The organism is Erythrobacter sp. SD-21 (assembly GCF_000181515.1).
Lineage (GTDB): Bacteria > Pseudomonadota > Alphaproteobacteria > Sphingomonadales > Sphingomonadaceae > Qipengyuania.
Genome location: NZ_ABCG01000002.1, coordinates 482,307 through 503,654, shown reverse-complemented (window position 1 = coordinate 503,654; position 21,348 = coordinate 482,307). Strand labels below are relative to the sequence as shown.

Below are 21,348 nucleotides of genomic sequence, written 5' to 3'. Positions count from 1 at the left end.
GTCGGTTCGAAACACAAAAAACCGCGCAAACAAAAAACCCCCGCGCCTCAGTCCCCCGAGACGTCCTCGTCCTTCGCTGGTCCGACCGCGCTTACAAGCACCTTGTCGATGCGGCGTTCGTCGAGGTCGATCACTTCGAAGCGCCAGCCCTGTTCCTCGAACCATTCGCCCTCGGCGGGGAGCTTCCTGAGCACGGCGAGGCAATATCCCGCCACGGTCGCGAATTCGCGGTCGTCGCCGTAATCGAGCCTCAGACGGTCGGCGAGCGCATCGGCGCTGAGTGATCCCGCAACCAGCAGCGAGCCGTCGTCGCGCTCGACGATACCGGGCGTGTCGTCCGGGTCCTGGTCGCTGGCGAAATCGCCCACCAGCGCGGTGAGCAGGTCGACCGGGGTGACGATACCGTCGAGATGTCCGTATTCGTCGTGCACCATCGCCATGGCGATGTCGGCCTGCTGCAGCACACGCAGGGCATCGACCGCGTCGAGCTGGTCGGGGACGACCTCGGCCTTTGTCATCAGCTCTTCGAGCCGGATGCCTTCGCCCGCCAGCAGAGCGCCCAGGACCTCACGGACGCGCACGAGGCCCATCACCTTGTCGGGCGTGCCGTCCGCCACCGGCCACACAGAGTGAGGGCTTTCGTCGAGCAGCGCGCGAATCGCCTCTTCGTCGGCGTTGACGTCGATCCAGTCGAGATCGGTGCGCGGCGTCATCACTTCGCGCACGGGGCGCTGGGCTAGCCGCACGACACCGGCGAGCATCTGGTGCTGCTCGGTTTCAATGATGCCTGTCCGGGTAGCTTCGGCAAAAAGCATGTGGAGTTCTTCAGCCGTCACGGCGCTCTGACCGGCGGGCTTCACGCCCAGCAGGCGGATAAGCGCGCCCGAGGACGCATCGAGCAGCCACACCAGCGGCGCGGCGACCTTGGCGAGCAGCGCCATGGCGCGCGACATGGCGATGGCGATGGGCACGGCAGCGCGCAGGGCGACCTGCTTGGGCACGAGCTCGCCCACCACGAGGCTGAAATAGGTTGTGAGCGCGATCACCAGCGCAAAGCCCGCCTGGTCGGCCCAGTCGGACGGCACGCCCATGGCTTCAAGCCGCTCGCCCACCGGCCCGCCAAGGCTCGCGCCCGAATAGGCGCCGGCAATGATCCCCACCAGCGTGATGCCGATCTGCACGGTCGAGAGGAATTTTCCGGGGTCCGCGGCAAGGTCGATCGCGGTCTTCGCGCCGGAGCTCCCCTGGTTGGCAGCCGAACGCAGCCGCCCGGTGCGCGCGGAAACGATGGCGAGCTCGCTCATGGCAAAGATGCCGTTGAGCAGGATCAGCCCGGCGATGATGAGAAGGTCGGTCCAGGGAAAGGGTGTCACGCACCCCCGCTAGCACAAAAGACAGGCTCTGCCAGCGTCTCTCGGAACACTGCGTGCTTTGAGTGGTTTGACCCTTCTAGAGACGCCGGTGGGTGCGTCCCACCGCAACCGGGCATGGGAGGGGCTGGAGCGCTCCGCCAAAACCCGGCTCGACAAAAGGGAACAGAACATATGAAAAAATCACGCTTTTTCCTCGCAGGCCTCTCCTCGATCGCCCTTCTGGGCACCTCCGCCTGTGTGACGGACCCCAACACCGGTGAGCGCAAGGTTTCGCGTACCGTCCTTGGCGGTGTCGGCGGCGCGGTTGCCGGCGGCCTGCTCGGCGGCGTTATCGGCGGCAAGACCGGACGCATCATCGGCGCCGCTGCCGGCGGCGCGGCAGGCGGCTATGTCGGCTACCGCATGGACCAGCAGATCAAAGAACTGGAAGAACAGACCGCCGGTTCGGGCATCGATGTGAGCGAAACTGATGGCGGCAACGCGATTCTCGTCAACCTGCCGGATGGCGTAACCTTCGCCACTGGCAGCGCCACGATCAACTCGGCTTTTCGCAACACGCTCGACAACGTTGCAGCGAACCTCGTGCAGTATCCCAACAGCCTTATCGACGTGTATGGCTATACCGATACGACCGGCTCGGATTCGCTCAACCAGCGCCTGTCCGAACAGCGCGCACAGGCGGTTGCCAACTACCTGATCAGCCGCGGTGTCAGCTCTTCGCGCATTCGTTGGCAAGGTTATGGCGAGCAGTATGAACACCTCAAGGTGAAAACCGCCGATGGCGTGAACGAGCCGATGAACCGCCGCGTCGAAATCAAGATCATCCCGTTCGACCAGCAGGATGTGGAAGCAGCGCAGGCAAACCAATAGGTTACCTCGCGAGAGAGTTCCTCGGGACTGTCACAGAAGAAGGGTCGGGCGCAAGCCCGGCCCTTTTTATTGGGCAGAGACCTTTGCCGCGCGCTCGGCCAGATGGTCGATCGTCGCCTGGTGGATGGCAGAGGAACTGGCGACCACGCCGAAGGCACGCGGGTCGCGCTTGTTGTAATCGAGCTTGCGGCCGAAACTGTCCGACACCGCTGCCCCCGCTTCGCGCGCGATGAGCCCGGCAGCGGCAATATCCCATTCGAACCCCCAGCGCAGCGTCGCCACGAGATCCGCTTCGTCGGCGGCCACCATGGCGATGCGCAGCGCAATCGAATTGGGCTGGTCGACCTTGGTCAGCATCCGGTCCTGCTTCATCAGGTCGGCAGCAGGTACGCGGGCACCGGCAAACTCGTCGCGCGTGGAGGCAGCGAGCTTCTCGCCGTTGCGAGTCGCGCCCTGCCCCGCCACCGCGTGCCAGACCTCGCCGCGCGCCGGGGCGCAAAGCGAACCGATCAGCGGCCGCCCGTTGCTGATCAGCGCGACCGAAACCGCCCAGCCCTTGCGCCCGCGGATGAAATCGCGCGTGCCGTCGACCGGATCGACCAGCCAGATGAGGTCCCGCTTGAGTCGAGCGGGATCGTCGGCGGTCTCTTCCGATAGCCAGCCGGCAGAGGGCAACAGCGCGCCCAGTTCGCGCTTGAGGAAGGCGTCCACCGCGAGGTCCGCCTCGCACACCGGGCTGCCGGGCGACTTCTCCCAGGATTGCAGTTCGGCGCCCGCCCCCGGCCACAGGCCAAGGGCGATCTCGCCGGCGTGAGCGACGATGGATTCGAGGCGTTTGCTGTCGATCATGGAAGTCGCCAGCGCCCTGCACCCGAATCCGGCTCTTTTCAAGAAGGCCTACGTATGCTTATGCGCGCATCGACTCCCTACCCCCCAAACGCGCGGCCTCGCGCGAAGGAATAGCGACCGACATGAACATCCACGAATATCAGGCCAAGGAACTCCTCGCGAAATACGGCATCGCCGTTCCCGCAGGACACGCAGCAATGACCGTCGAAGAGGCTGTCGAAGGCGCGAAGAAACTTCCCGGCCCGCTCTATGTCGTGAAGGCGCAGATCCACGCCGGTGGCCGCGGCAAGGGCAAATTCAAGGAACTCGGACCCGATGCCAGGGGCGGCGTCCGCCTGTCGAAGAGCATCGATGACGTCGAGGCCAACGCGAAGGAAATGCTCGGCAACACGCTGGTGACGATCCAGACGGGCGACGAAGGCAAGCAGGTTAACCGCCTCTATGTCACTGACGGCGTCGACATCGAAAAGGAATACTACCTTTCGATGCTGGTCGACCGTGCCACCGGCCGCGTCGCCATGATCGCTTCGACCGAAGGCGGCATGGACATCGAGGACGTCGCGCATGAGACGCCCGAGAAGATCACCACCATCACCATCGACCCGGCCCAGGGCTTCATGCCCCACCACGGCCGCGCGGTGGCCTTCGCCCTCAAGCTGACCGGCGACACCAACAAGCAGTGCCAGAAGCTCGCCAAGCAGCTTTATACCGCCTTCATGGACCTCGACATGGAAATGCTCGAGATCAACCCGCTGGTGGAAGACAAGGAAGGCAACCTCCTCGTCCTCGACACCAAGATGAGCTTCGACGGCAATTCGCTCTACCGCCACAAGGACGTGGAAGCGATGCGCGACGAGACCGAGGAAGACCCGGCCGAAGTCGAGGCATCGGAATACGACCTCGCCTACATCAAATTGGACGGTAACATCGGCTGCATGGTCAACGGCGCCGGCCTCGCCATGGCGACGATGGACATCATCAAGCTCAATGGCGCCTTCCCGGCGAACTTCCTCGATGTGGGCGGCGGCGCGACGACCGAGAAGGTCACCGCGGCGTTCAAGATCATCCTCAAGGATCCGGCGGTCGAGGGTATCCTCGTGAACATTTTCGGCGGCATCATGCGCTGCGACACCATCGCAGAAGGCATCGTCGTAGCGGCCAAGGAAGTCGATCTCGATGTTCCGCTGGTGGTTCGCCTCGAAGGCACCAATGTCGAGAAGGGCAAGGACATCCTCGCCAATTCGGGCCTTCCGATCGTTCCGGCAGACGATCTGGGCGATGCCGCCCGGAAGATCGTGGCAGAGGTGAAGAAGGCGGCTTAGCTTGGTTGCGAGGGCGCATCCGCACCCTCGTCCTCGCTAGACACGCATCGGAGATGCGCCCGCTGCGGGCGGGCCGTCGCCCTTTGACTGCCGTGACCAGGTATCTGGTCTCGCGTCTACATTGCCCTGAAATTGAAAAGCAGCTCGTTCCCTTCGCGCATGCGTACCGCTGCCACAAGTCCGTCGCCCGGCCTCTCGGGATCGGCGCATCTAAGCGTCAGCGAGCGGAAATAGGCTGCGCAGTCCTCCATCGCGATCAGGCGGAAGGTCAGCATCCCGTCCTTCTCCTCCCAACCGGTGAGGTCGGCGTTGAAGTGCTTGAGGCGCAGGACCAGCGTGCCCTCTTCCTCCATCAGGTAGAGATGCTCGGTGAAACGGATGGCGCCCTCGCCGGTCTGCTGGACGAAAGACCCGACCATGGTGCCGCCGCTCGGGGGCAGCCAGCTTTCCATCGCGGGCGCGCCGCCGATGCCGGTGCCGACCCATTGCCCGACCAGCCAGTCCATCTGCTCCAGCGTGGCGGGCGGAGGCGTGTGGTCTTCGGGCGCAACGCGCGTTTCCTGCGCGCCGAGCGGGCTCACCGCCAAGGCCATGGCCACCGAAATCATCATCCAACCGCGCATCGCAAACCTCCTGCCGTTCACCTGAAACTATTCCCCGCCCCGTCCATAGTAAAGGTGGACGGCCCAGCGCCGCTTGACCTCAGCATTCCTGCGGGCGAGGGGCAGCGCGAAGGGTCACGAAATACCGCTCCGCCCAACTTGACGTTTACGTAAACGCAAGCTAGGCGGGCGCCACAGTTTCTTATCGAGAGGAAGGTACACCCATGAAAATCCTCGTCCCCGTCAAGCGGGTGATCGATTACAACGTCAAACCGCGCGTTAAAGCCGATGGCTCGGGCGTGGACCTTGCCAACGTCAAGATGAGCATGAACCCCTTCGACGAAATCGCAGTCGAAGAGGCCATTCGCATCAAGGAAGCCGGCAAGGCGGAAGAAATCGTCGCCGTCTCCATCGGCCCGGCAAAGGCGCAGGAAACGCTGCGCACCGCGCTCGCCATGGGCGCCGACCGCGCGATTCTCGTCGAAACCGATGACGAGGTCGAACCGCTCGCCGTCGCCAAGATCCTCAAGGCCATTGCCGAGGAAGAGAGCCCGGGCATCGTGATGCTCGGCAAGCAGGCGATCGACGACGATTCGAACCAGACCGGCCAGATGCTCGCCGCCCTCATGGGGCGCCCCCAGGGCACCTTCGCCAACACGGTCGAAGTCGATGGCGAGAGCGTTACCGTGAAGCGTGAGGTCGATGGCGGCCTGCAGACGGTCAAGCTGACCCTGCCCGCCATCGTCACCACCGACCTGCGCCTCAACGAGCCGCGCTATGCGTCGCTGCCGAACATCATGAAGGCGAAGAAGAAGCCGCTCGATACCAAGAGCCCGGCCGATTACGGCGTCGACACCGCGCCGCGCCTCAAGACCACCAACGTCTCCGAACCGCCGGTCCGCCAGGCGGGTGAGAAGGTCGAAGACGTCGATGCGCTGGTCGCCAAGATCAAAGCGCTCGGCATCGCCTGAAGCCCCACGGACGAGAAGGAACGAAAGCTATGAAAACCCTCGTTTGGGTCGAACATGACAACAAGACCGTCGCCGATGCCACGCTGGCCGCGGTGACCGCTGCCTCGAAGCTGGGCGAAGTCCATCTGATCGTTGCCGGCTCGGGCTGCCGCGCGGTGGCCGAGGAAGCCGCCAAGATCGAAGGCGTCGGCAAGGTCCACCTCGCCGACGACGCAGCTTACGAGCATGCGCTGGCCGAAAACGTCGCGCCGCTGATCGCCGACCAGATGGGCCATCACGACGCCTTCGTCGCACCGGCCACCACCACGGGCAAGAACATCGCCCCGCGCGTAGCCGCCCTGCTCGACGTGATGCAGATTTCCGACATTCTTTCGGTCGAAGGCGACAAGACCTTCACCCGTCCGATCTACGCCGGCAACGCCATCGCCACGGTCGAGAGTTCGGACGAAAAACTCGTCATCACCGTTCGCGGCACGGCCTTCGAGAAGGCCGCGACCGAAGGCGGTTCGGGCACGATCGAAGACATCTCCGGCCCCGCCGACGCTGGCATCTCCAGCTTCGTGAGCGAGGAAATTGCCGAGAGCGACCGCCCCGAACTGACCAGCGCCAAGGTCATCGTTTCGGGTGGCCGCGCGCTCAAGGACGCGGAAACTTTCGAGCAGGTCATCACCCCGCTCGCCGACAAGCTCGGCGCCGGCATCGGGGCCTCGCGCGCCGCGGTCGATGCGGGCTATGTGCCGAACGATTACCAGGTCGGCCAGACCGGCAAGATCGTCGCCCCGGAAGTCTATTTCGCCATCGGCATTTCGGGCGCCATCCAGCACTTGGCCGGCATGAAGGATTCCAAGACGATCATTGCGATCAACAAGGATGAAGACGCCCCGATCTTCCAGGTTGCGGACATCGGCATCGTCGGCGATCTCTACAAGATCGTGCCGGAGCTGACCGAGAAGCTCTAACTATAGGATCCTACGGGATTTGCTTCGACCCCCCCTTCCTTGCTAAGCGCAAGGAATGAGGGGTCGATTTTTATTTGTCGCAGCTGCGTATGTTTGTTCTGGCAGTCCGCTTTTCGCACAGGAAGTCGAACAACAGCGCACCTTTCAGCCCGACGGCCAGTGGCGGCTGAATACACTTGAGGACGGCTGCTCGGTCGCGCGCGATTTCACTCGCGGCGAGGAGCGCGTGACCTTTTCGATCAAGCGCATTCATCCGCGTTCCGCAGTCCAGTTCGCAGTGATTGGAGCGCCCATCCTGCAACAGAGCGGGTCGCTCGAGGCTGGCTTTGTTCCGGGCAAGGAGCTCCACCGGTTTGGGCGCGTGGCGGCCGCCTAGATTGGAGAGCGCGAGGGTGTGGTTTTCGCCGGCAGGCTCTTGCCGCGGACCAAGGACGATATCCGGCGCACTCGCCCCGACGAGGTCACCGATTTCATCATTGTCGATCCGCGCGGTGTGACGACCACCCTCCATACGCGGGCGATCGATAAGGCCGTAACCGCGCTCGATGCTTGCGTCACAACGAAGCTTCTCGAGTTCGGCTTCGATCTCGAAGCACACAGCCAGCTTAGCAAACATGTGACGCCGAAGGATCTCGCCGAGTGGGCCCCGGCGATCCAGCGCGACTATCCGCGCGAAGCCTTGCGCTCGAACCGGCAGGGTACGGTTCCATTGCGCCTGATCATCGACGAGAACGGCCGCGTGAGCCACTGCCATGTTACGGATTTCCTCACTGCCAAGATCCTGCGGGATACGGCGTGCGAAAGCATGATCGAACACGCCCGCTACTTTCCTGCGCTTGATGCCAACGGCAATCCGGCGAAGGATTTTGCTTTCCAATCGATCCGCTACGCGATCAATTTCGGAGAAAGACCGTTCTCTGCCGATGCCCATGGATTTGCCATCAGGCATGATCGAGGCTCGGAAGATTCGGAAGACGAGGAATGACCGGAAGCAAGAAGTCTACCCGCTCGCTCTTGCTTGCTGCGCTCGCAGTGGGAGTTGCAACTGCTCCGGCCGGCTTGGGGGCGCGGACGCTTCCCGGCGAGTTGGCCGAGAAGGACGGAGCCATTGTTCTCAAGCCGTTATCTGCGTGGCAATTGGACGCTGGCGCGGATCGCTGCACCCTCGCGCGCAAGTTCTCTTCGGAGGATGGTCCTGGGCTGCTTGCCTACGAGCAGTTTGCACCGGGTAGCCGGTTCGACGTGACAATGGCCGCCCCTGATCTCGCCAGTGCACGGCGCGGCGCATGGTTCTACGGCGGAATGCGAAACGACTGGCCGCTTATCACGATCGAACCAATCGAGTTCGACCTGCCGGGATACGGCGATGCGGCGACGCTTGCTGGAGCTGCTTTGGAAGAGGAGCCGGAAGACACACCGAGCGGCAAGCCACTTGCGGCAACCGCAATCGACCTCAACGCAGCGGAAATGTCCGACCGGCTCGTGCTGCAGCGCACGACCCGGATCGTCTCCTTCGAAACGGGCAATATGCGCGCACCATTCGAAGCGCTGAATGCCTGCTCAGCGGAATTGCTCGGCGACTGGGGTCTCAGCCCTTTCGAAGACGATCATTACACGCCCGCCGCAATGCCCAACCCGCGAACCTATTTTGCGCGGCTCAACCGGGAGCTCCTGCGCGCCAAGAAGCTTTCGGGCGATGGGGCGCTGGTCCGGCTGCGGGCGCGTGTCGAAGCCGACGGTTCGGTTTCGCAATGCAAGTTCGAGACCCTGGCCGCCGGGCAAAGCGATATTCCCGATATCTGCGCCGAGATTTCGGAGATGCAGTTCGAGCCGGCCTTGAATAAAGAGGGTGAAGCTTTCCCCTCGCTTTTCACGCTCTCGATCAGACTCTCACCCTATGGCGCCTGGAATTCCGGCGCGCATGGTGGGCGCTGGGGCGGCTAGAACAAATGGCTCAGCGTGTGGATCGTCACTCCCACCAGCCCGCCCACCAGCGTCCCGTTTATCCGGATGAACTGCAGGTCACGACCTACCGCGCTTTCGACGCGATCCGTCAGCGTGGTTGCATCCCAGCGGCGGACGGTTTCCGACACCAACTGCACGATCTGGTCGCCGTAACGCGTGGCAACGCCCACGGCTGTGCGGCGGGCAAAGCGGTTGACCTGCTGCTGCAGGCGGATATCGTCGCGTAGCGCGCCGCCCAACTCGGCCAGCGTTTCGCCGAGATAGCCGCCGCCTGCGCCGCCGCTCTCGCGGATCGACCGGATAAGCCGGGCGCGGATGCGCTCCCAGACCGACTGCCACCAGTTCGCGATCGCCGGATTGTTGAGCAGTTCGACTTTCAGGCGCTCCACGCGTGCCTGCATCTCGGGATCTTCGCGCAGGCCCTTGGCGAGCTCTTCCAGCCCCTCTTCGATCTTGTCGCGCAAGGGGTGTTCGGGATCGACAAGCACCTCGGCAAGCAGCTTGTAGAGCCCGTCGATCACCGAATTGGCCAAGCGTTCGTCGAGGCCGGTGAAACGCAGCACGGCGTTGGCGCGGCGATGGACCATTTCGCGGACCATCTCTTCGTTGTCCTCTAGCACGAGGCCGGCCCAGCGGATGATCTTGTCGATCAGGGCCTTGTGCCTCCCGTCCTCGATCATCGCTTCGAGCATGCCGCCGAGCAGCGGCGCTATCTCCAGCTTTTCGATCTGCGCCGCGAGTCCGGCGCGAACCTGCGTGCCCAGCCGTTCCGGATCGAGCGACTCGAGGACCTCGACCGCAAGCTCGCCTGCCCCCACGCGGACGCGCGAATCGCGCACCGCCTTGGGATCGGCGAGATAGCTGCCGACCGCGCCCGCGAGGTTCATCGCCCCCATCCTGCGCGCGACCACCTGCGGCGTGAGGAAGTTCTCACGCAGGAAGCCCGCCATGGTGTCGGCGATCCGGTCCTTGTTTTCCGGGATGATCGCCGTGTGCGGGATCGGCAGGCCCAGCGGACGGCGGAATAGGGCGGTGACCGCGAACCAGTCGGCGAGGCCACCGACCATTGCGGCTTCTGCGAAGGCATGGACGTAGCCCCAGGCCGGGTGCACGTCGAGCCAGCCCCCCGAGGCAATGAAGATCGCTGCCATGAGCACGAGCATGCCCGTGGCCGTCCGGCGCATCGCACGGGCGCGATCGGGCGGGAGCGGCGCGCCGCCCGTACTTACCTCTTGTCGCGTAGTGCCCGCCATATCCTAGGCGACGCTCACTCCGCCGGTTCGATCCCGGGCTGTCCGCCTTGCGGGGGAACCTTGCGGTCCTCGTCGCCGGGACGATAGGTGAGGAACTTGGTCCGCATCCACGGCCCGATTCGTTTTTCGAAGCCGTCGGCGAGGCTGAAGCCCGCCGGGACGATCAGGAGTGTGAGCAGCGTCGACAAGATAAGACCGCCAATCACCACCGTGCCCATGGGGGCCCGCCAAGCACCATCGCCCGAAAGGCTTAGCGCGGTCGGCACCATGCCCGCCGTCATGGCGACGGTGGTCATGACGATCGGCTGCGCGCGCTTGTGCCCGGCATCGATGATCGCGTCGATCTTGCGTGTGCCGCGTTCCATCTCCTCAATCGCGAAATCGATCAGCAGGATCGAGTTCTTCGAGACGATGCCCAGCAACAGCAGGATACCGATAAGCACCGGCATGGAGAGCGGTTGGCCGACCAGCCAGACAAGGAAAATTCCGCCCAGCGGCGCGAGCGCCAGGGAGGTCATGTTGACCAGCGGGCTCATCAGGCGCTTGTAGAGCAGGACCAGCACCGCGAAGACCAGCAGGATACCCGCAAGCAGGGCGACGCTGAAGTTGTCGAGCAGCTCCTGCTGCAGCTCGTCTTCGCCCACCTGGTCGCGGATCACGCCCTGCGGCAGGTTGGCGAGTGTGGGGAGCTGGTTGATCTCCTCCATCGCATTGCCGCGCAGGACTCCGCTAGCTAGGTCTGCACCAATGAAGACACGGCGGTTCTGGTTGTAGCGCTGGATCGTCGTCGGACCTGAGCCGAAGCTGATGTCGGCGATACGTCCCAGCGGGACCGAGCTTCCATTGGCGGTCGGAACGGGCAGGTTGCGTATCGTCGTGATGTCTTCCCGCGCGGCTTCGGGAAGACGCACGGTGATCGGGATTTGTCGGTCCGACAGCGAGAACTTTGCCGCGTTCTGCTCGATTTCGCCCATGGTCGCGATGCGGATCGCCTGGCTGACCGAAGCGGTCGATACGCCGAGATCCGCCATCAGTTCCGTACGCGGGCGAATGATGATCTCGGGGCGAGGCACGTCGGCGGTAATCCGCGGCGCGACTACCGTGTCGAGATCCTTCATTTCTTCGACCAGCGAGGAGGCGGTAGCGTTGAGCAGAACCGGGTCGGAACCGGCAAGCATGATGGTAAGGTCACGCCCGCTTCCACCGCCCCCGGGACCATTCATAGAATTCCAGCGCACGCGTGCGTCGGGGATCTTGGCCAGTTCGGGCGCGAGGTCGCGCTCGAAGACATAGGACGGCCGCTCACGATCCTCGGCGAGCGTGATGTAGAGCGTGGCGCTGCCTTCGTTGACGCGTTCGAGGACGAGGTCGACTTCCTGCTGTTCGTAAAGCAGTTCGGCAACGTCGTCGGCTACGCGCTCGGTGCTTTCCAGCGTGGTGCCGGGGACCATTTCGATCCGCACCTGCGAATTGTCACTGTCGACCTCCGGATTGAACTGGAACGGGGTCTGCCCGAACAGCAGGATTGTCAAGAGGAAGGAGAACCAGCCGAGGCCGAGCATCCACACGCGGTGGTCATAGAAACGCGCTTCGAGATAGCGCCAGGTCTGTGCAAGGCGCTCGCCGAAGATACGAGTGATAAGGCCGAGCAGCTTGAGGAACAGGAACGTCAGCGCAAAACCGACTGCGGTGGCCACCGCCAACTGGATCAACTGGAGCGGACGCATGACCAGCGCGTGGACGAAGCTGTCCTCGTCGGCCACCGCATCGGCGAGCGTCTGCGGGACGGCAAGCCCGTCGATCATGTTGAACGTCATGAAGACGGCCATGCCGGAAATCGCCAGCAGCGCCAGTACGATGAAGAACAGCGAGAGGACGTAGAGCCAACGGTGTTTGGGGCCAGGCAAACCGGCGCGGCGCGCGTGCATCTTGCCCCGTTCGAGCGACCAGTGGAGTACGCGCATGTAGCGGTCCATCCACTTGCCCTCGCCATGCGCGGCATGGCCCTTGGCCTGAAGGAAATAGGCCGCCAGCATTGGCGTGATCATACGCGCCACGGCAAGGCTCATCAGCACGGCAATGACGACCGTTAGACCGAAGTTCTTGAAGAATTGCCCGGTCACGCCCGGCATCAGGCCGACCGGCAGGAATACCGCGACAATGCAGAAACTGGTCGCCACCACGGGCAGGCCAATTTCATCGGCGGCGTCGATCGACGCCTGATAGGCGGTCTTGCCCATCCGCATGTGCCGTACGATATTCTCGATTTCCACAATCGCGTCGTCGACCAGCACTCCGGCCACAAGCCCCAGCGCCAGCAGAGAAAGCTGGTTCAAGTTGAAGCCGAGCAAATCCATGAACCAGAAGGTCGGGATCGCCGAAAGCGGGATAGCGACCGCGGAGATGAAGGTCGCGCGCCAGTCACGCAGGAAGAAGAACACGACGACGACGGCAAGTATCGCGCCTTCGATCATGGCGGCGATCGAGCTGGAATACTGGTCCTTCGTGTATTTGACCGTGTCGAACAGCTGGATGAATTCGACGTCGGGATTTTCCGCTTCAACTTGCGCGATCAGCTCTTGCGCGTCCTCGAAAACGGTCACGTCCGAGGCGCCCTTGGCGCGGCTCATGTAGAAATTGACGACTTCCTTGTCGCGGACCTTGGAAATCGAACTCCGTTCGGAATTGCCGTCACGCACGGTAGCGACGTCGGCCAGCTTGAGCGTAGTGCCATTGGCAAGGCGGATCTGGCGCTGCGACAGCGCATACGCACTTTCGGTGTTGCCGAGCACGCGGACAGACTGGCGCGTGCCTCCCACTTCGGCCATGCCACCCGCCGCGTCGATATTGTCCCGGCGGAGGGCCTGGTTGATTTCGCTAGCCGTGACGCCGTAGGCCTGCATCTTGGCGAGATCCAGCGTGACCTCGATCTCACGGTCGACGCCGCCGAACCGGCCCGCTTCGGCCATACCCTCGATCGAGAGCAGGCGCTTGGCGACCGCGTCATCGATGAACCAGCTGAGCTGCTCCAACGTCATGTCGCTTGCCTCGACAGCGTAGATGCCGAGGAAGCCGCCGGCGATGTTCACCTTCTCGATACGCGGCTCGAGAATCCCGTCGGGCAGGCTCGAGCGCACTCCGTCGATGGCATTCTTGACCTCGGCGACCGCATTGTTGGTGTCGGTGCCGATTTCGAATTCGATGAAGGTGTTGGAACTTCCTTCGCGCGCGGTCGAGGTGATCTTGTTCACCCCGTTGACGGCGCGCACCGCCGATTCCACCCGTTGCGTAATCTGGTTCTCGATCTCGGTCGGCGCGGCACCGGGCTGCGAAATTGTGACGTTGACAGCCGGAAAGTCGATATCCGGGTTGTTGACCACGTCCATCCGCGCAAAGCTGAGGATGCCGGCCAGCAACAGTGCGGTGAAGGCAACCAGGGGGATGACCGGGTTGCGGATCGACCAGGCGGAAATGTTCTGGAAGTTCATTGCGAGCCTCCCGTCAATTGCCCTGCGGGCGCGGGTTGACCGTTTCGCCTTCGGTGAGGAAGCCGCCCGCCTGCAGCACGATCTTCTCCGTGCCGTTGATACCGCTGGTGATGACGACGCCCTCGCTGGTGACGAGGCCGGTCTCGACCGCCACGCGCTGGGCCTTGTTTTCCTTGTCGATGACGTAGACGAAGCTGCCCTTGTCGTCCGAGAGGACGGCGCTTTCGGGAAGCAGGGGGGCCGTCGTCGTGCCGCTGAGGATGCGTGCGGTGGCAAAGCCGCCGGGGCGCAGGGCCGGATCGTAGGACAGGGCGATGCGCGCCGTTCCCTGGCGGGTGCGGCCGTCGATCGTCGGTGCAACCTGCCAGACCTGCCCGGTGAAGCTTTCGCTGGACCCAACCGGCGTGACTTCGGCGGAAACGCCGGCGCGAAGGCGCGCAAGCTCTTCCTCTCCCACCTGCGCAAGCATTTCGAGTTCGCCTCCGCGCGCAATACGGAACAGTGCGCCCGAGCCTGCCGAAACGGTTGCACCGATTTCGACATTGCGTTCGAGTATCAGACCGGCGGACGGCGCGACGATATTGAGGCGGGCGTTGCGCGCCTGCAGTTCACCGACCTGCGCGCGGGCCACCTGAACGCGGGCAACGGCGGCATCGCGCGTTGCCGTCAGACGATCGACATCAGCTTTCGATACGAAGCCGCGTTCGACCAGCTGGAGCGCACGGTCGAGGTTCGACTGGGCGAGATCGGCATCGGCCTGCGCGACCTGCACCTGCGCCGAAGCGGCGCGTGCCTGTTGCGACTGGACCGAGCGATCGATGACCGCGAGAACCTGGCCCTGGCGGACCCAGTCGCCGGCTTCGACGGGGACCGACACGACTCGGCCACCCTCGCCGACCACGCCAACCGGCGCTTCGCGACGCGCGGCAAGCACGCCGGTGGCGATCACTTGGCCTTCGACGGTCGTGCGACCGGGCGAGACCACGGTGATGGCCGGAGCCTGTGAACCGCGATCGGTTTCTTCCTCGGTGGCGCCCATCGTGAGCAGGACGTAGGCAGCGGCAATGGCCGCCAGCACGGCGATCGCGATGATGATGTAGAGGCGCTTGCGACTACGATGCGTTTTTGCGCCCACCACCGGCTCGCCATCCAGCGTCACGCTCTCCGCGCCCGCGTTCTCAGCCCTTATTTCCGATTCATACGTCATTCTTCATGCCCCGTCTGGCGCCGACTTCCGTCAATTCCCGGTGTATTAGTGAGGTAAATCACAATAGGCAAGTCTGCGTATTGCCGTGTAGATCATGCACGTATGAGGGGCAATCTCCGTCTCGACCGGGGTGGAAGGGGCGCGGACGAATGGCAGGTCGCGTGATTGATGCCGCAAACGAAGAGGGCGGCGCAGCTTCTGCTGCACCGCCCCTCTTCTGTTTCTCGAAGCTAACCTGTCTTAGCGGACGCGGCCGCGCTGGACGAGATTGGCGATACCGAGCAGCACGATGGCGCCGACGATCGCGATGATAAAGCCGGTCAAGTTGAAGGACTGGATCGTGCCTTCGATGCCGAACAAAGCGCCTGCAAGGAAGTTACCGATCAGCGCGCCGATGATGCCGACGATGATATTCCAGAAAATGCCCATCGACGCATCACGCGCCATGACCAAGCTAGCGAGCCAGCCGGCGACGCCGCCGACGATAATTGCGATAATCCAACCCATTGCAAATCCTCCTGTTTCTCTACCGTCCGACCCTGTATTATCCCAACGTTGGGCAGGATCGGCGGTTCCCCTTGTCTGCATGGGGGCAGAAAGGGAGCGGATTCAGGAGGTTTTGGTTCCCGCCATACAGCGGAAAGGCTCCGGATCAGTACTTGAACTGGCGTTCGTAGAGATCTCGATAATGCTGGATACGCGTCACGCGCAGGCCCTGCATGCCCGAACGATCGACGGCGCGCTGCCAGGAAGCGAATTCCTCCAGCGTCAGACCGTAACGTTCGAGGACCTCGTCGATCGTCAGTAGCCCGCCGTTCACGGCAGCCACGACTTCAGCCTTCCGGCGCACCACCCAACGTCTCGTCGAGGGGGACGGCAAATCCTCAAGGGTCAGCGGCTCGCCAAGCGGGCCGATCACCTGTGCAGGGCGGATGTCCTGATTTTCGATCATCTATTTCTCTCGGTCGCCTTGCACCGCACCAGTTGCGGCTCGGTCCTGACCTAGCGCCTCGTCTTTGCCATGCGCTAAAGCAGTGTGGTTAACAGCCCGTTTACTTTCCTCGCCGTTTTCCCGGCGGACATCGCCAAACGCCTCGAATCCCCCGGGTTCTCCCCTCGAAAGCTCCTCGCGAAGTTCGCGAGTCGCGGAGAGCTTTGCCACCAGTTCCGTCCAGCGAAACTGGTGCAGACCCGTGCTTTCGCGCGCGTCTCCGAGCGTCTTCTTCTTGATGTGCCCCTCAAACATGCTGCCTTGATAGGGCGACATGGTAAAAGGACTGTGAATCATCGTCTGCCGCGCAATCCCGCTAATACTGGCGAGCGCGGCCAAGCTTGTGTACAGGGCCGCTATGCCCGAATCCCGCCTTCTCGAACCGGCGCTCGCCGCCGGATTGTTCGATCTTGAAAAGCCTGCATCCGAAAGCCGGATCGTGGTCGCCATGTCGGGCGGCGTCGATTCGTCGGTCGTCGCGGCGCTGGCGGCCAAAAGCGGCGCGGAAGTCATCGGAATAACGCTGCAACTTTACGATTATGGCGCGGCAACGGGGCGCAAGGGCGCCTGCTGCGCGGGCGACGATATCGCCGATGCACGCGCCGTGGCCGACCGGCTGGGAATCGCGCATTACGTCTCCGACCATGAGAGCGCATTTCGCGAGGAGGTGGTCGAGACGTTCGCCGACGAATATCTCGCCGGGCGCACGCCGGTGCCCTGTATCCGCTGCAACATGGGGCCCAAGTTCACCGATTTGTTCGCCATGGCGCGGGAGCTCGGCGCGGACTGCCTTGCGACCGGCCATTACGTCCAGCGGCTGATGGGGCCGGCGGGTCCCGAACTGCATCGCGCAAACGATCCGGCACGCGACCAGTCCTATTTCCTTTACGCGACGACCGAAGACCAGCTCAATTTCCTGCGCTTCCCGTTGGGCGGCCTGCCCAAGGCGCAGGTGCGCGAGCTGGCCGAAGCCGCCGGTCTGCGCAACGCGGCCAAGCCGGACAGCCAGGACATCTGCTTCGTGCCCGACGGCGATTACGCCAAGATCGTCAAGAAGATGCGCCCCGAAGGCGCGGCACCCGGGGCAATCGTCCACGCCGCTACGGGCGAGGAGCTGGGGACTCACAAGGGCGTCGTCCATTACACCGTCGGCCAGCGCCGCGGCCTCGAGATCGGTGGCCAGCCCGAACCGCTCTATGTCGTCGGCATCGACGCGGACCAGGCGCAAGTGAAGGTTGGCCCCAAGCGCATGCTGGCCGTTTCCGCGGCGCATCTGGTCGAAACCAATCGCATCGGGCCGCTGCCTGACGTCCCGCTGACCGCCAAGGTCCGCAGCCTCGCCAAGCCGGTCCCAATCACGCTCGACGGACCGCTCGGCGAAGGGGCGGCAACCACCTTGCGCTTCGAAACGCCCGAATTCGGCGTGGCGCCAGGGCAGGCGGCGGTCATCTATGCCGGGGACCGCGTCCTCGGCGGCGGCTGGATCGATTCCACCACGCGCTGCGACTAGCCTGCCGCCTAGTCTTCCCACTTCTTGAGCACGCAGCCGTAGCCTTCGCGATAGCTCGCCGTGTCGGAGGCGACGAAGGGAATCGAAGCGGTGACGCTCTTGGTCGTCTCGTTGTCGCTCAGCGAGACCAGCTCCATGCCTTCCAGCTTGTCCTTAGCGCAATCCTCTAGGCTTCGGCCCGCGACGAAGCGGCACGAGCACCCGACCCGCGCGGCATAGGCCGTACCCGCCTCGCCGGTGCGCGTGAGCGCCTCTCCGCGCAAGAGCCAGGCGGCGCCCAGCGCCAGCACCACGAGCAGCGCCAGCCAGAACCACCAGCGGGACAGGAGAGAGCGTTTTTTGGCCATTGCGCGGGTCATTTCCTCATGCGAGTGACGCGACACCATGTTCACTCGGTCGCGCCCCCTTATCGCCCTTGCCCTTGCTACGACAAGCCTTGCCGCGTGCGGTTCGCCCGGCCCTGCCGAAGCGCCCGAGTTGAGCGAGGAAGCGCTCTCCGCCATCACCAAGGACGCTGGCGCGCCGGCCAAGGCGCTGGCGCGCGAGGTGGACGATCTCTTCACCATGGAAGGCCTTGGCGAAACGCGCGCGCTGATCGTCATGAAGGACGGCAAGATCGCGGCCGAACGCTACGCCGAGGGTTATGACGCGGACACGCGCTTCGTCAGCTGGTCGATGGCCAAGACGGTCACCGCGCTGCTGATCGGCCAACTGGTGGGCGACGGCCTGCTGCGTCTCGACCAGCCTGCCCCCGTCCCGCGCTGGCAGCGCAGCGGCGATCCGCGCGCCGACATTACCTTGCGCCACCTCCTCCAGATGCGCAGCGGGCTGGAGCATACCGAGGCCGGCCCCATTCCTTACGAGAGCAGCGAGGTCCGCATGCTCTTCCTCGACGGGCGCGACGACATGGCCGATTACGCCACCGCGCAGCCGCCCGAGGCCGAGCCGGGCGAGCGCTTCGAATACTCCTCCAACACCACGGTCATCCTCGCCGACATCGCCGCGCGGGCGCTCAGCGATGCCGACCATCCCGCAGCGCGCCGGCGCGCGGTGAGCGACTATCTCTACGCCCGGCTGTTCGAGCCGCTGGGCGCGACCTCGATGGTCCCCGAATTCGACCGCGCGGGCACGCTGGTCGGCGGCAGCCTGATGCACGCCACCGCGCGCGACTGGGCCAGGCTCGGCGAACTGATGCGCCGCAAGGGTTCGCACGAGGGCGAGCAGCTGATCCCGCGCAGCTGGGTCGAGGCGATGGTCACGCCCAGCCCCAAGTCGCCGCATTACGGGCTGCAGACCTGGCTCAACCGCCCGACGGGTGAAGCCGAACACCCGCTGTTCCCGGACCGCGCGCCGCAATCGGCGTTCTCGATGATCGGCCATATGGGGCAATATGTGTTCGTTTCGCCCGAACAGGGGCTTACGGTGGTGCGGCTGGGCCATTCCAACCGCGAGGAGCGGATGGCGATGCTCCAGCAGCTCGCCGATGTCGTGGAGCTCTATCCCTACGAGGGCAGGTAAAAGCTTCCCTCCACCACGGTCACGCACTGGCCGCCGAGCACGGCTTTGTCGCCATCCTTGCGGCATTGCGCATAGCCACCCCGCTGAGAGGCCTGGAAGGCGCTGAAGCTCTCCCGCCCCAGCTTCATGGTCCAGAAATCGGTGAGGCAGGCGTGCGCCGAGCCGGTGAAGCTGTCCTCATCCACCCCGCCGCCGGGCACGAAGACGCGGCTGACGACGTCGGTGTTCTGGCCGAAGGCGGTGCAGATGAACTGGTCGTTCCCGAGCGCCTTCAGGCCCTTGAGGTCGGGATCGAGGGCCAGCACCTCGGCCTCGCTGCCGAACAAGTAGATGCCGTATCCATCGGGGTTGAGCCAGACTTCCCTCGGTTTCGCACCCAGCAGGGCCACCGCCTCGTCCCATTCGCCCCTTTCGGTCGGGATGAGAGGGAGGGCGAGCTCGTAACCCGCTTCGCTCCGGCGCACTTCGAGGACGCCCGCCTGCCGCGTGCGGAAGGTCACCGCGTCGCCGCCGTCGCGGGTGAGGAGGACATGCCCGCTTGCCAGAGTCGCATGGCCGCACAGGCGCACTTCCTCGGTCGGGGTGAACCAGCGCAGCTCGTACTCGGCCTCGCCGCTGCCGTCCTTCACGAGGAAGGCGGTTTCGGCGAAGTTGTTCTCTTCCGCGATGGCCAGCAGCGTCGCATCGTCGAGCCACGCATCGAGCGGCATCACCGCCGCCTGATTGCCGGTGAAGGGCCGCGAGGCGAAGGCATCGACATGGGTATAGGGCAGTTTCATTGCTCGTCCTGTTCCAGCTTTGCGAATTCGTCTTCCTCGACCAGCAGGTTGCCGGGCTCGTCGACATGGCCTTCGGGGTCGATGTGGATCAGCAGCTCCATGTGCGGGAAGCGCTTGCACAGATCCTCTTCCACCCGCTCGATGATGTCATGCGCCTCTTCGACGGTCATCGCGCCGGGCAGGTCGACATGGAACTGCACGAAATCGCGGTTGCCGCTGGTGCGCGTACGCAAATCGTGGAGGTTGGAAAGCTCCGGATGGCGCGCCGCGGCTTCCACGAAGGCGAGCCGCTTTTCCTCCGGCCATTCGCGGTCCATCAGATCGTCCACCGCATCGCGCGCGGCGGTGAACGCGCCCCAGCCGAGCCAGGCTGCGATTGCAAGGCCGAACAGCGGATCGGCCCTGCCGAAACCCGCAAACTGGTCGAGCACCAGCGCCGCGATGACGGCGAGGTTAAGGAAGAGGTCGGACTTGTAATGCAGGTGATCGGTCTGGATCGCCAGGCTGCGCGTCCGGTTCATCACATAGCGCTGCCAGCCGAGCAGCGCGAAGGTGAGCGCGATGGCAATTACCGAGACGGCGATCCCTTCCTCGGCCGCGGAGGTCTGCCCGCCATCCACCAGCTGCGTGATGGCGCGCGCCGCGATGCCGAAGGCGGAAAGCGCGATCAGCATGACCTGGAAGATCGCCGCCAGCGCTTCGGCCTTGCCGTGGCCGAAGCGATGATCCTCGTCGGCGGGCATGGAAGCGATCCAGACCCCGGTGAGCGTTGCGATCGATGCGATCAGATCGAGCGCCGAATCGGCAAGGCTGCCGAGCATGGCGGTCGAGCCGGTCTTCCAGCTCGCCCAAGCCTTCAGCGCGACGAGGATGACCGCCACCAATATCGAGGCTATCGCCGCCGAGCGGGCGAGGCGAGCGCGATTGTCGGTCATGGATAGAGCAGCGTGTTGGTCCACGCCTCGCCCGGCCCTTCGCGGGTGAAGCGGCGGCGGTCGTGGAGGCGGAATTCGCGGTCGGACCAGAACTCGATGGCCGTCGGGGTCAGCAGGAAGCCGGTCCAGTGCTGCGGGCGCGGAATGTCGCCTTCGGGATAGCGCTCCTCCAGCGCGGCCACGCGGTCGAGATAGACCTGCCGGTCCGGCAGGGGCCGCGACTGGTCGCTGGCCGCAGAGCCGATCTGCGAAACGCGCGGGCGCGAATGGAAATAGGAATCTGCCTGCTCGCTCGACACCTCGGTCAGCGGGCCTTCGATGCGGATCTGGCGGCGCAGGCTCTTCCAGTGGAACAGCAGGCTGGCCTGCATGTTCGCCCGGATTTCCTCGCCTTTGCGGCTCTCCGCGTTGGTATAGAAGACGAAACCACCGCCATCGCCCCAATGGCTGCCATGCCCTTTCAGCAGAACCATACGCACCGATGGTCGTCCTTCGGGCGTCGCCGTGGCCAGCGCCATGGCGTTGGGATCGTTCGGCTCCGCTTCCTTCGCTTCAGCGAACCATGCCTCGAACAGCGTGAAGGGGTCCGTGACGGGAATCGCGCTTTCGGTCTCGTTCATCGGACCGTCCTACAGCTTGGAACAGATGGAACACGGTCCTGCGGGAAAAAGCGCGGACCGCCGAATTCGCCCGTCAAATGCGGAACTTCTGCGGTTTTCGGACGGTTTGAGAAGCACATGATGCGCACCCCTAGCC

General features: G+C 64.2%; 21 protein-coding genes. 8 read left to right on the top strand and 13 right to left on the bottom strand.

Annotation, left to right across the window (positions count from 1 at the left end; all coding sequences use genetic code 11):
• Nucleotides 1–47: 47 nt before the first annotated feature.
• Complete coding sequence (locus ED21_RS05815) at nt 48–1,373, bottom strand: hemolysin family protein (RefSeq protein ID WP_006832916.1); 1,326 nt, start codon at nt 1,371–1,373, stop codon at nt 48–50.
• Nucleotides 1,374–1,544: 171 nt separating this feature from the next.
• Here ED21_RS05815 and ED21_RS05810 point away from each other — a divergent pair, with 171 nt between their 5' ends.
• Nucleotides 1,545–2,243, top strand: coding sequence for an OmpA family protein (locus ED21_RS05810; protein ID WP_034921497.1), 699 nt, complete (start codon nt 1,545–1,547; stop codon nt 2,241–2,243).
• 66 nt (nt 2,244–2,309) lie between these two features.
• Here ED21_RS05810 and ED21_RS05805 read toward each other — a convergent pair whose 3' ends face one another.
• Nucleotides 2,310–3,092, bottom strand: a complete 783-nt coding sequence (locus ED21_RS05805) for a 3'(2'),5'-bisphosphate nucleotidase CysQ (RefSeq protein ID WP_002686407.1) — start codon at nt 3,090–3,092, stop codon at nt 2,310–2,312.
• 122 nt (nt 3,093–3,214) lie between these two features.
• Between ED21_RS05805 and sucC the strand changes: the two genes are divergently transcribed.
• Nucleotides 3,215–4,414 carry an ADP-forming succinate--CoA ligase subunit beta gene (sucC, locus tag ED21_RS05800; protein ID WP_006832914.1) on the top strand — a complete coding sequence of 400 codons (1,200 nt, stop codon included), beginning with the start codon at nt 3,215–3,217 and terminating at the stop codon, nt 4,412–4,414.
• A gap of 116 nt (nt 4,415–4,530) precedes the next feature.
• Here the strand turns inward: sucC and ED21_RS05795 are convergent, their stop codons facing one another.
• Nucleotides 4,531–5,037, bottom strand: coding sequence for a DUF6265 family protein (locus ED21_RS05795; protein WP_006832913.1), 507 nt, complete (start codon nt 5,035–5,037; stop codon nt 4,531–4,533).
• A 203-nt stretch (nt 5,038–5,240) separates the two neighbouring features.
• Between ED21_RS05795 and ED21_RS05790 the strand changes: the two genes are divergently transcribed.
• The 4 genes from ED21_RS05790 to ED21_RS05770 all read left to right on the top strand — a co-directional run bounded on the left by ED21_RS05790 (nt 5,241) and on the right by ED21_RS05770 (nt 8,890).
• Nucleotides 5,241–5,987: an electron transfer flavoprotein subunit beta/FixA family protein gene (locus ED21_RS05790; RefSeq protein ID WP_006832912.1), complete on the top strand. Its 747-nt coding sequence runs from the start codon at nt 5,241–5,243 to the stop codon at nt 5,985–5,987.
• Between the two features lie 29 nt (nt 5,988–6,016).
• Nucleotides 6,017–6,946 (top strand): electron transfer flavoprotein subunit alpha/FixB family protein, encoded by a 930-nt coding sequence (locus tag ED21_RS05785; RefSeq protein WP_006832911.1) that lies wholly within the window; start codon nt 6,017–6,019, stop codon nt 6,944–6,946.
• 394 nt (nt 6,947–7,340) lie between these two features.
• Entirely contained in the window at nt 7,341–7,931 is a 591-nt protein-coding gene (locus ED21_RS15965) for an energy transducer TonB (protein WP_006832909.1), read from the top strand.
• Nucleotides 7,928–8,890 carry a hypothetical protein gene (locus ED21_RS05770; RefSeq protein ID WP_006832908.1) on the top strand — a complete coding sequence of 321 codons (963 nt, stop codon included), beginning with the start codon at nt 7,928–7,930 and terminating at the stop codon, nt 8,888–8,890. Before ED21_RS15965 ends, ED21_RS05770 begins: the two co-directional genes overlap by 4 nt.
• Here ED21_RS05770 and ED21_RS05765 read toward each other — a convergent pair.
• The 6 genes from ED21_RS05765 to ED21_RS05740 form a co-directional block, all read right to left on the bottom strand.
• Nucleotides 8,887–10,095, bottom strand: a complete 1,209-nt coding sequence (locus tag ED21_RS05765; protein ID WP_006832907.1) for a DUF445 domain-containing protein — start codon at nt 10,093–10,095, stop codon at nt 8,887–8,889. The genes ED21_RS05770 and ED21_RS05765 overlap by 4 nt on opposite strands.
• An 83-nt stretch (nt 10,096–10,178) precedes the next feature.
• Entirely contained in the window at nt 10,179–13,652 is a 3,474-nt protein-coding gene (locus ED21_RS05760; RefSeq protein ID WP_006832906.1) for an efflux RND transporter permease subunit, read from the bottom strand.
• A gap of 13 nt (nt 13,653–13,665) precedes the next feature.
• Nucleotides 13,666–14,859 (bottom strand): efflux RND transporter periplasmic adaptor subunit, encoded by a 1,194-nt coding sequence (locus tag ED21_RS05755; RefSeq protein WP_006832905.1) that lies wholly within the window; start codon nt 14,857–14,859, stop codon nt 13,666–13,668.
• Nucleotides 14,860–15,099: 240 nt separating this feature from the next.
• A complete protein-coding gene (locus ED21_RS05750; protein WP_006832904.1) occupies nt 15,100–15,366 on the bottom strand; it encodes a GlsB/YeaQ/YmgE family stress response membrane protein in 267 nt (88 codons plus the stop codon).
• Between the two features lie 145 nt (nt 15,367–15,511).
• Nucleotides 15,512–15,811 (bottom strand): DUF1153 domain-containing protein, encoded by a 300-nt coding sequence (locus ED21_RS05745; protein WP_006832903.1) that lies wholly within the window; start codon nt 15,809–15,811, stop codon nt 15,512–15,514.
• Nucleotides 15,812–16,189 (bottom strand): hypothetical protein, encoded by a 378-nt coding sequence (locus ED21_RS05740; protein WP_006832902.1) that lies wholly within the window; start codon nt 16,187–16,189, stop codon nt 15,812–15,814.
• A gap of 19 nt (nt 16,190–16,208) precedes the next feature.
• On the opposite strand from ED21_RS05740, the gene mnmA reads away from it, so the two are divergent.
• Nucleotides 16,209–17,360 (top strand): tRNA 2-thiouridine(34) synthase MnmA, encoded by a 1,152-nt coding sequence (gene mnmA, locus ED21_RS05735; RefSeq protein ID WP_006832901.1) that lies wholly within the window; start codon nt 16,209–16,211, stop codon nt 17,358–17,360.
• Nucleotides 17,361–17,368: 8 nt separating this feature from the next.
• Here the strand turns inward: mnmA and ED21_RS05730 are convergent, their stop codons facing one another.
• Nucleotides 17,369–17,707 carry a hypothetical protein gene (locus ED21_RS05730; protein WP_034921489.1) on the bottom strand — a complete coding sequence of 113 codons (339 nt, stop codon included), beginning with the start codon at nt 17,705–17,707 and terminating at the stop codon, nt 17,369–17,371.
• Nucleotides 17,708–17,744: 37 nt separating this feature from the next.
• On the opposite strand from ED21_RS05730, the gene ED21_RS05725 reads away from it, so the two are divergent.
• Nucleotides 17,745–18,878 carry a serine hydrolase gene (locus ED21_RS05725; RefSeq protein ID WP_006832899.1) on the top strand — a complete coding sequence of 378 codons (1,134 nt, stop codon included), beginning with the start codon at nt 17,745–17,747 and terminating at the stop codon, nt 18,876–18,878.
• On the opposite strand, the gene ED21_RS05720 is transcribed toward ED21_RS05725, so the two are convergent.
• Genes ED21_RS05720 through pdxH form a run of 3 tightly spaced genes read right to left on the bottom strand, consistent with a single transcriptional unit; the run spans nt 18,863 to nt 21,212 of the window.
• Nucleotides 18,863–19,657: a PhzF family phenazine biosynthesis protein gene (locus ED21_RS05720; protein WP_006832898.1), complete on the bottom strand. Its 795-nt coding sequence runs from the start codon at nt 19,655–19,657 to the stop codon at nt 18,863–18,865. The two genes, ED21_RS05725 and ED21_RS05720, sit on opposite strands and share 16 nt — an antisense overlap.
• Nucleotides 19,654–20,592, bottom strand: a complete 939-nt coding sequence (locus tag ED21_RS05715) for a cation diffusion facilitator family transporter (protein WP_006832897.1) — start codon at nt 20,590–20,592, stop codon at nt 19,654–19,656. Before ED21_RS05715 ends, ED21_RS05720 begins: the two co-directional genes overlap by 4 nt.
• Nucleotides 20,589–21,212: a pyridoxamine 5'-phosphate oxidase gene (gene pdxH / locus ED21_RS05710; RefSeq protein ID WP_006832896.1), complete on the bottom strand. Its 624-nt coding sequence runs from the start codon at nt 21,210–21,212 to the stop codon at nt 20,589–20,591. Before pdxH ends, ED21_RS05715 begins: the two co-directional genes overlap by 4 nt.
• Between the last annotated feature and the right edge of the window lie 136 nt (nt 21,213–21,348).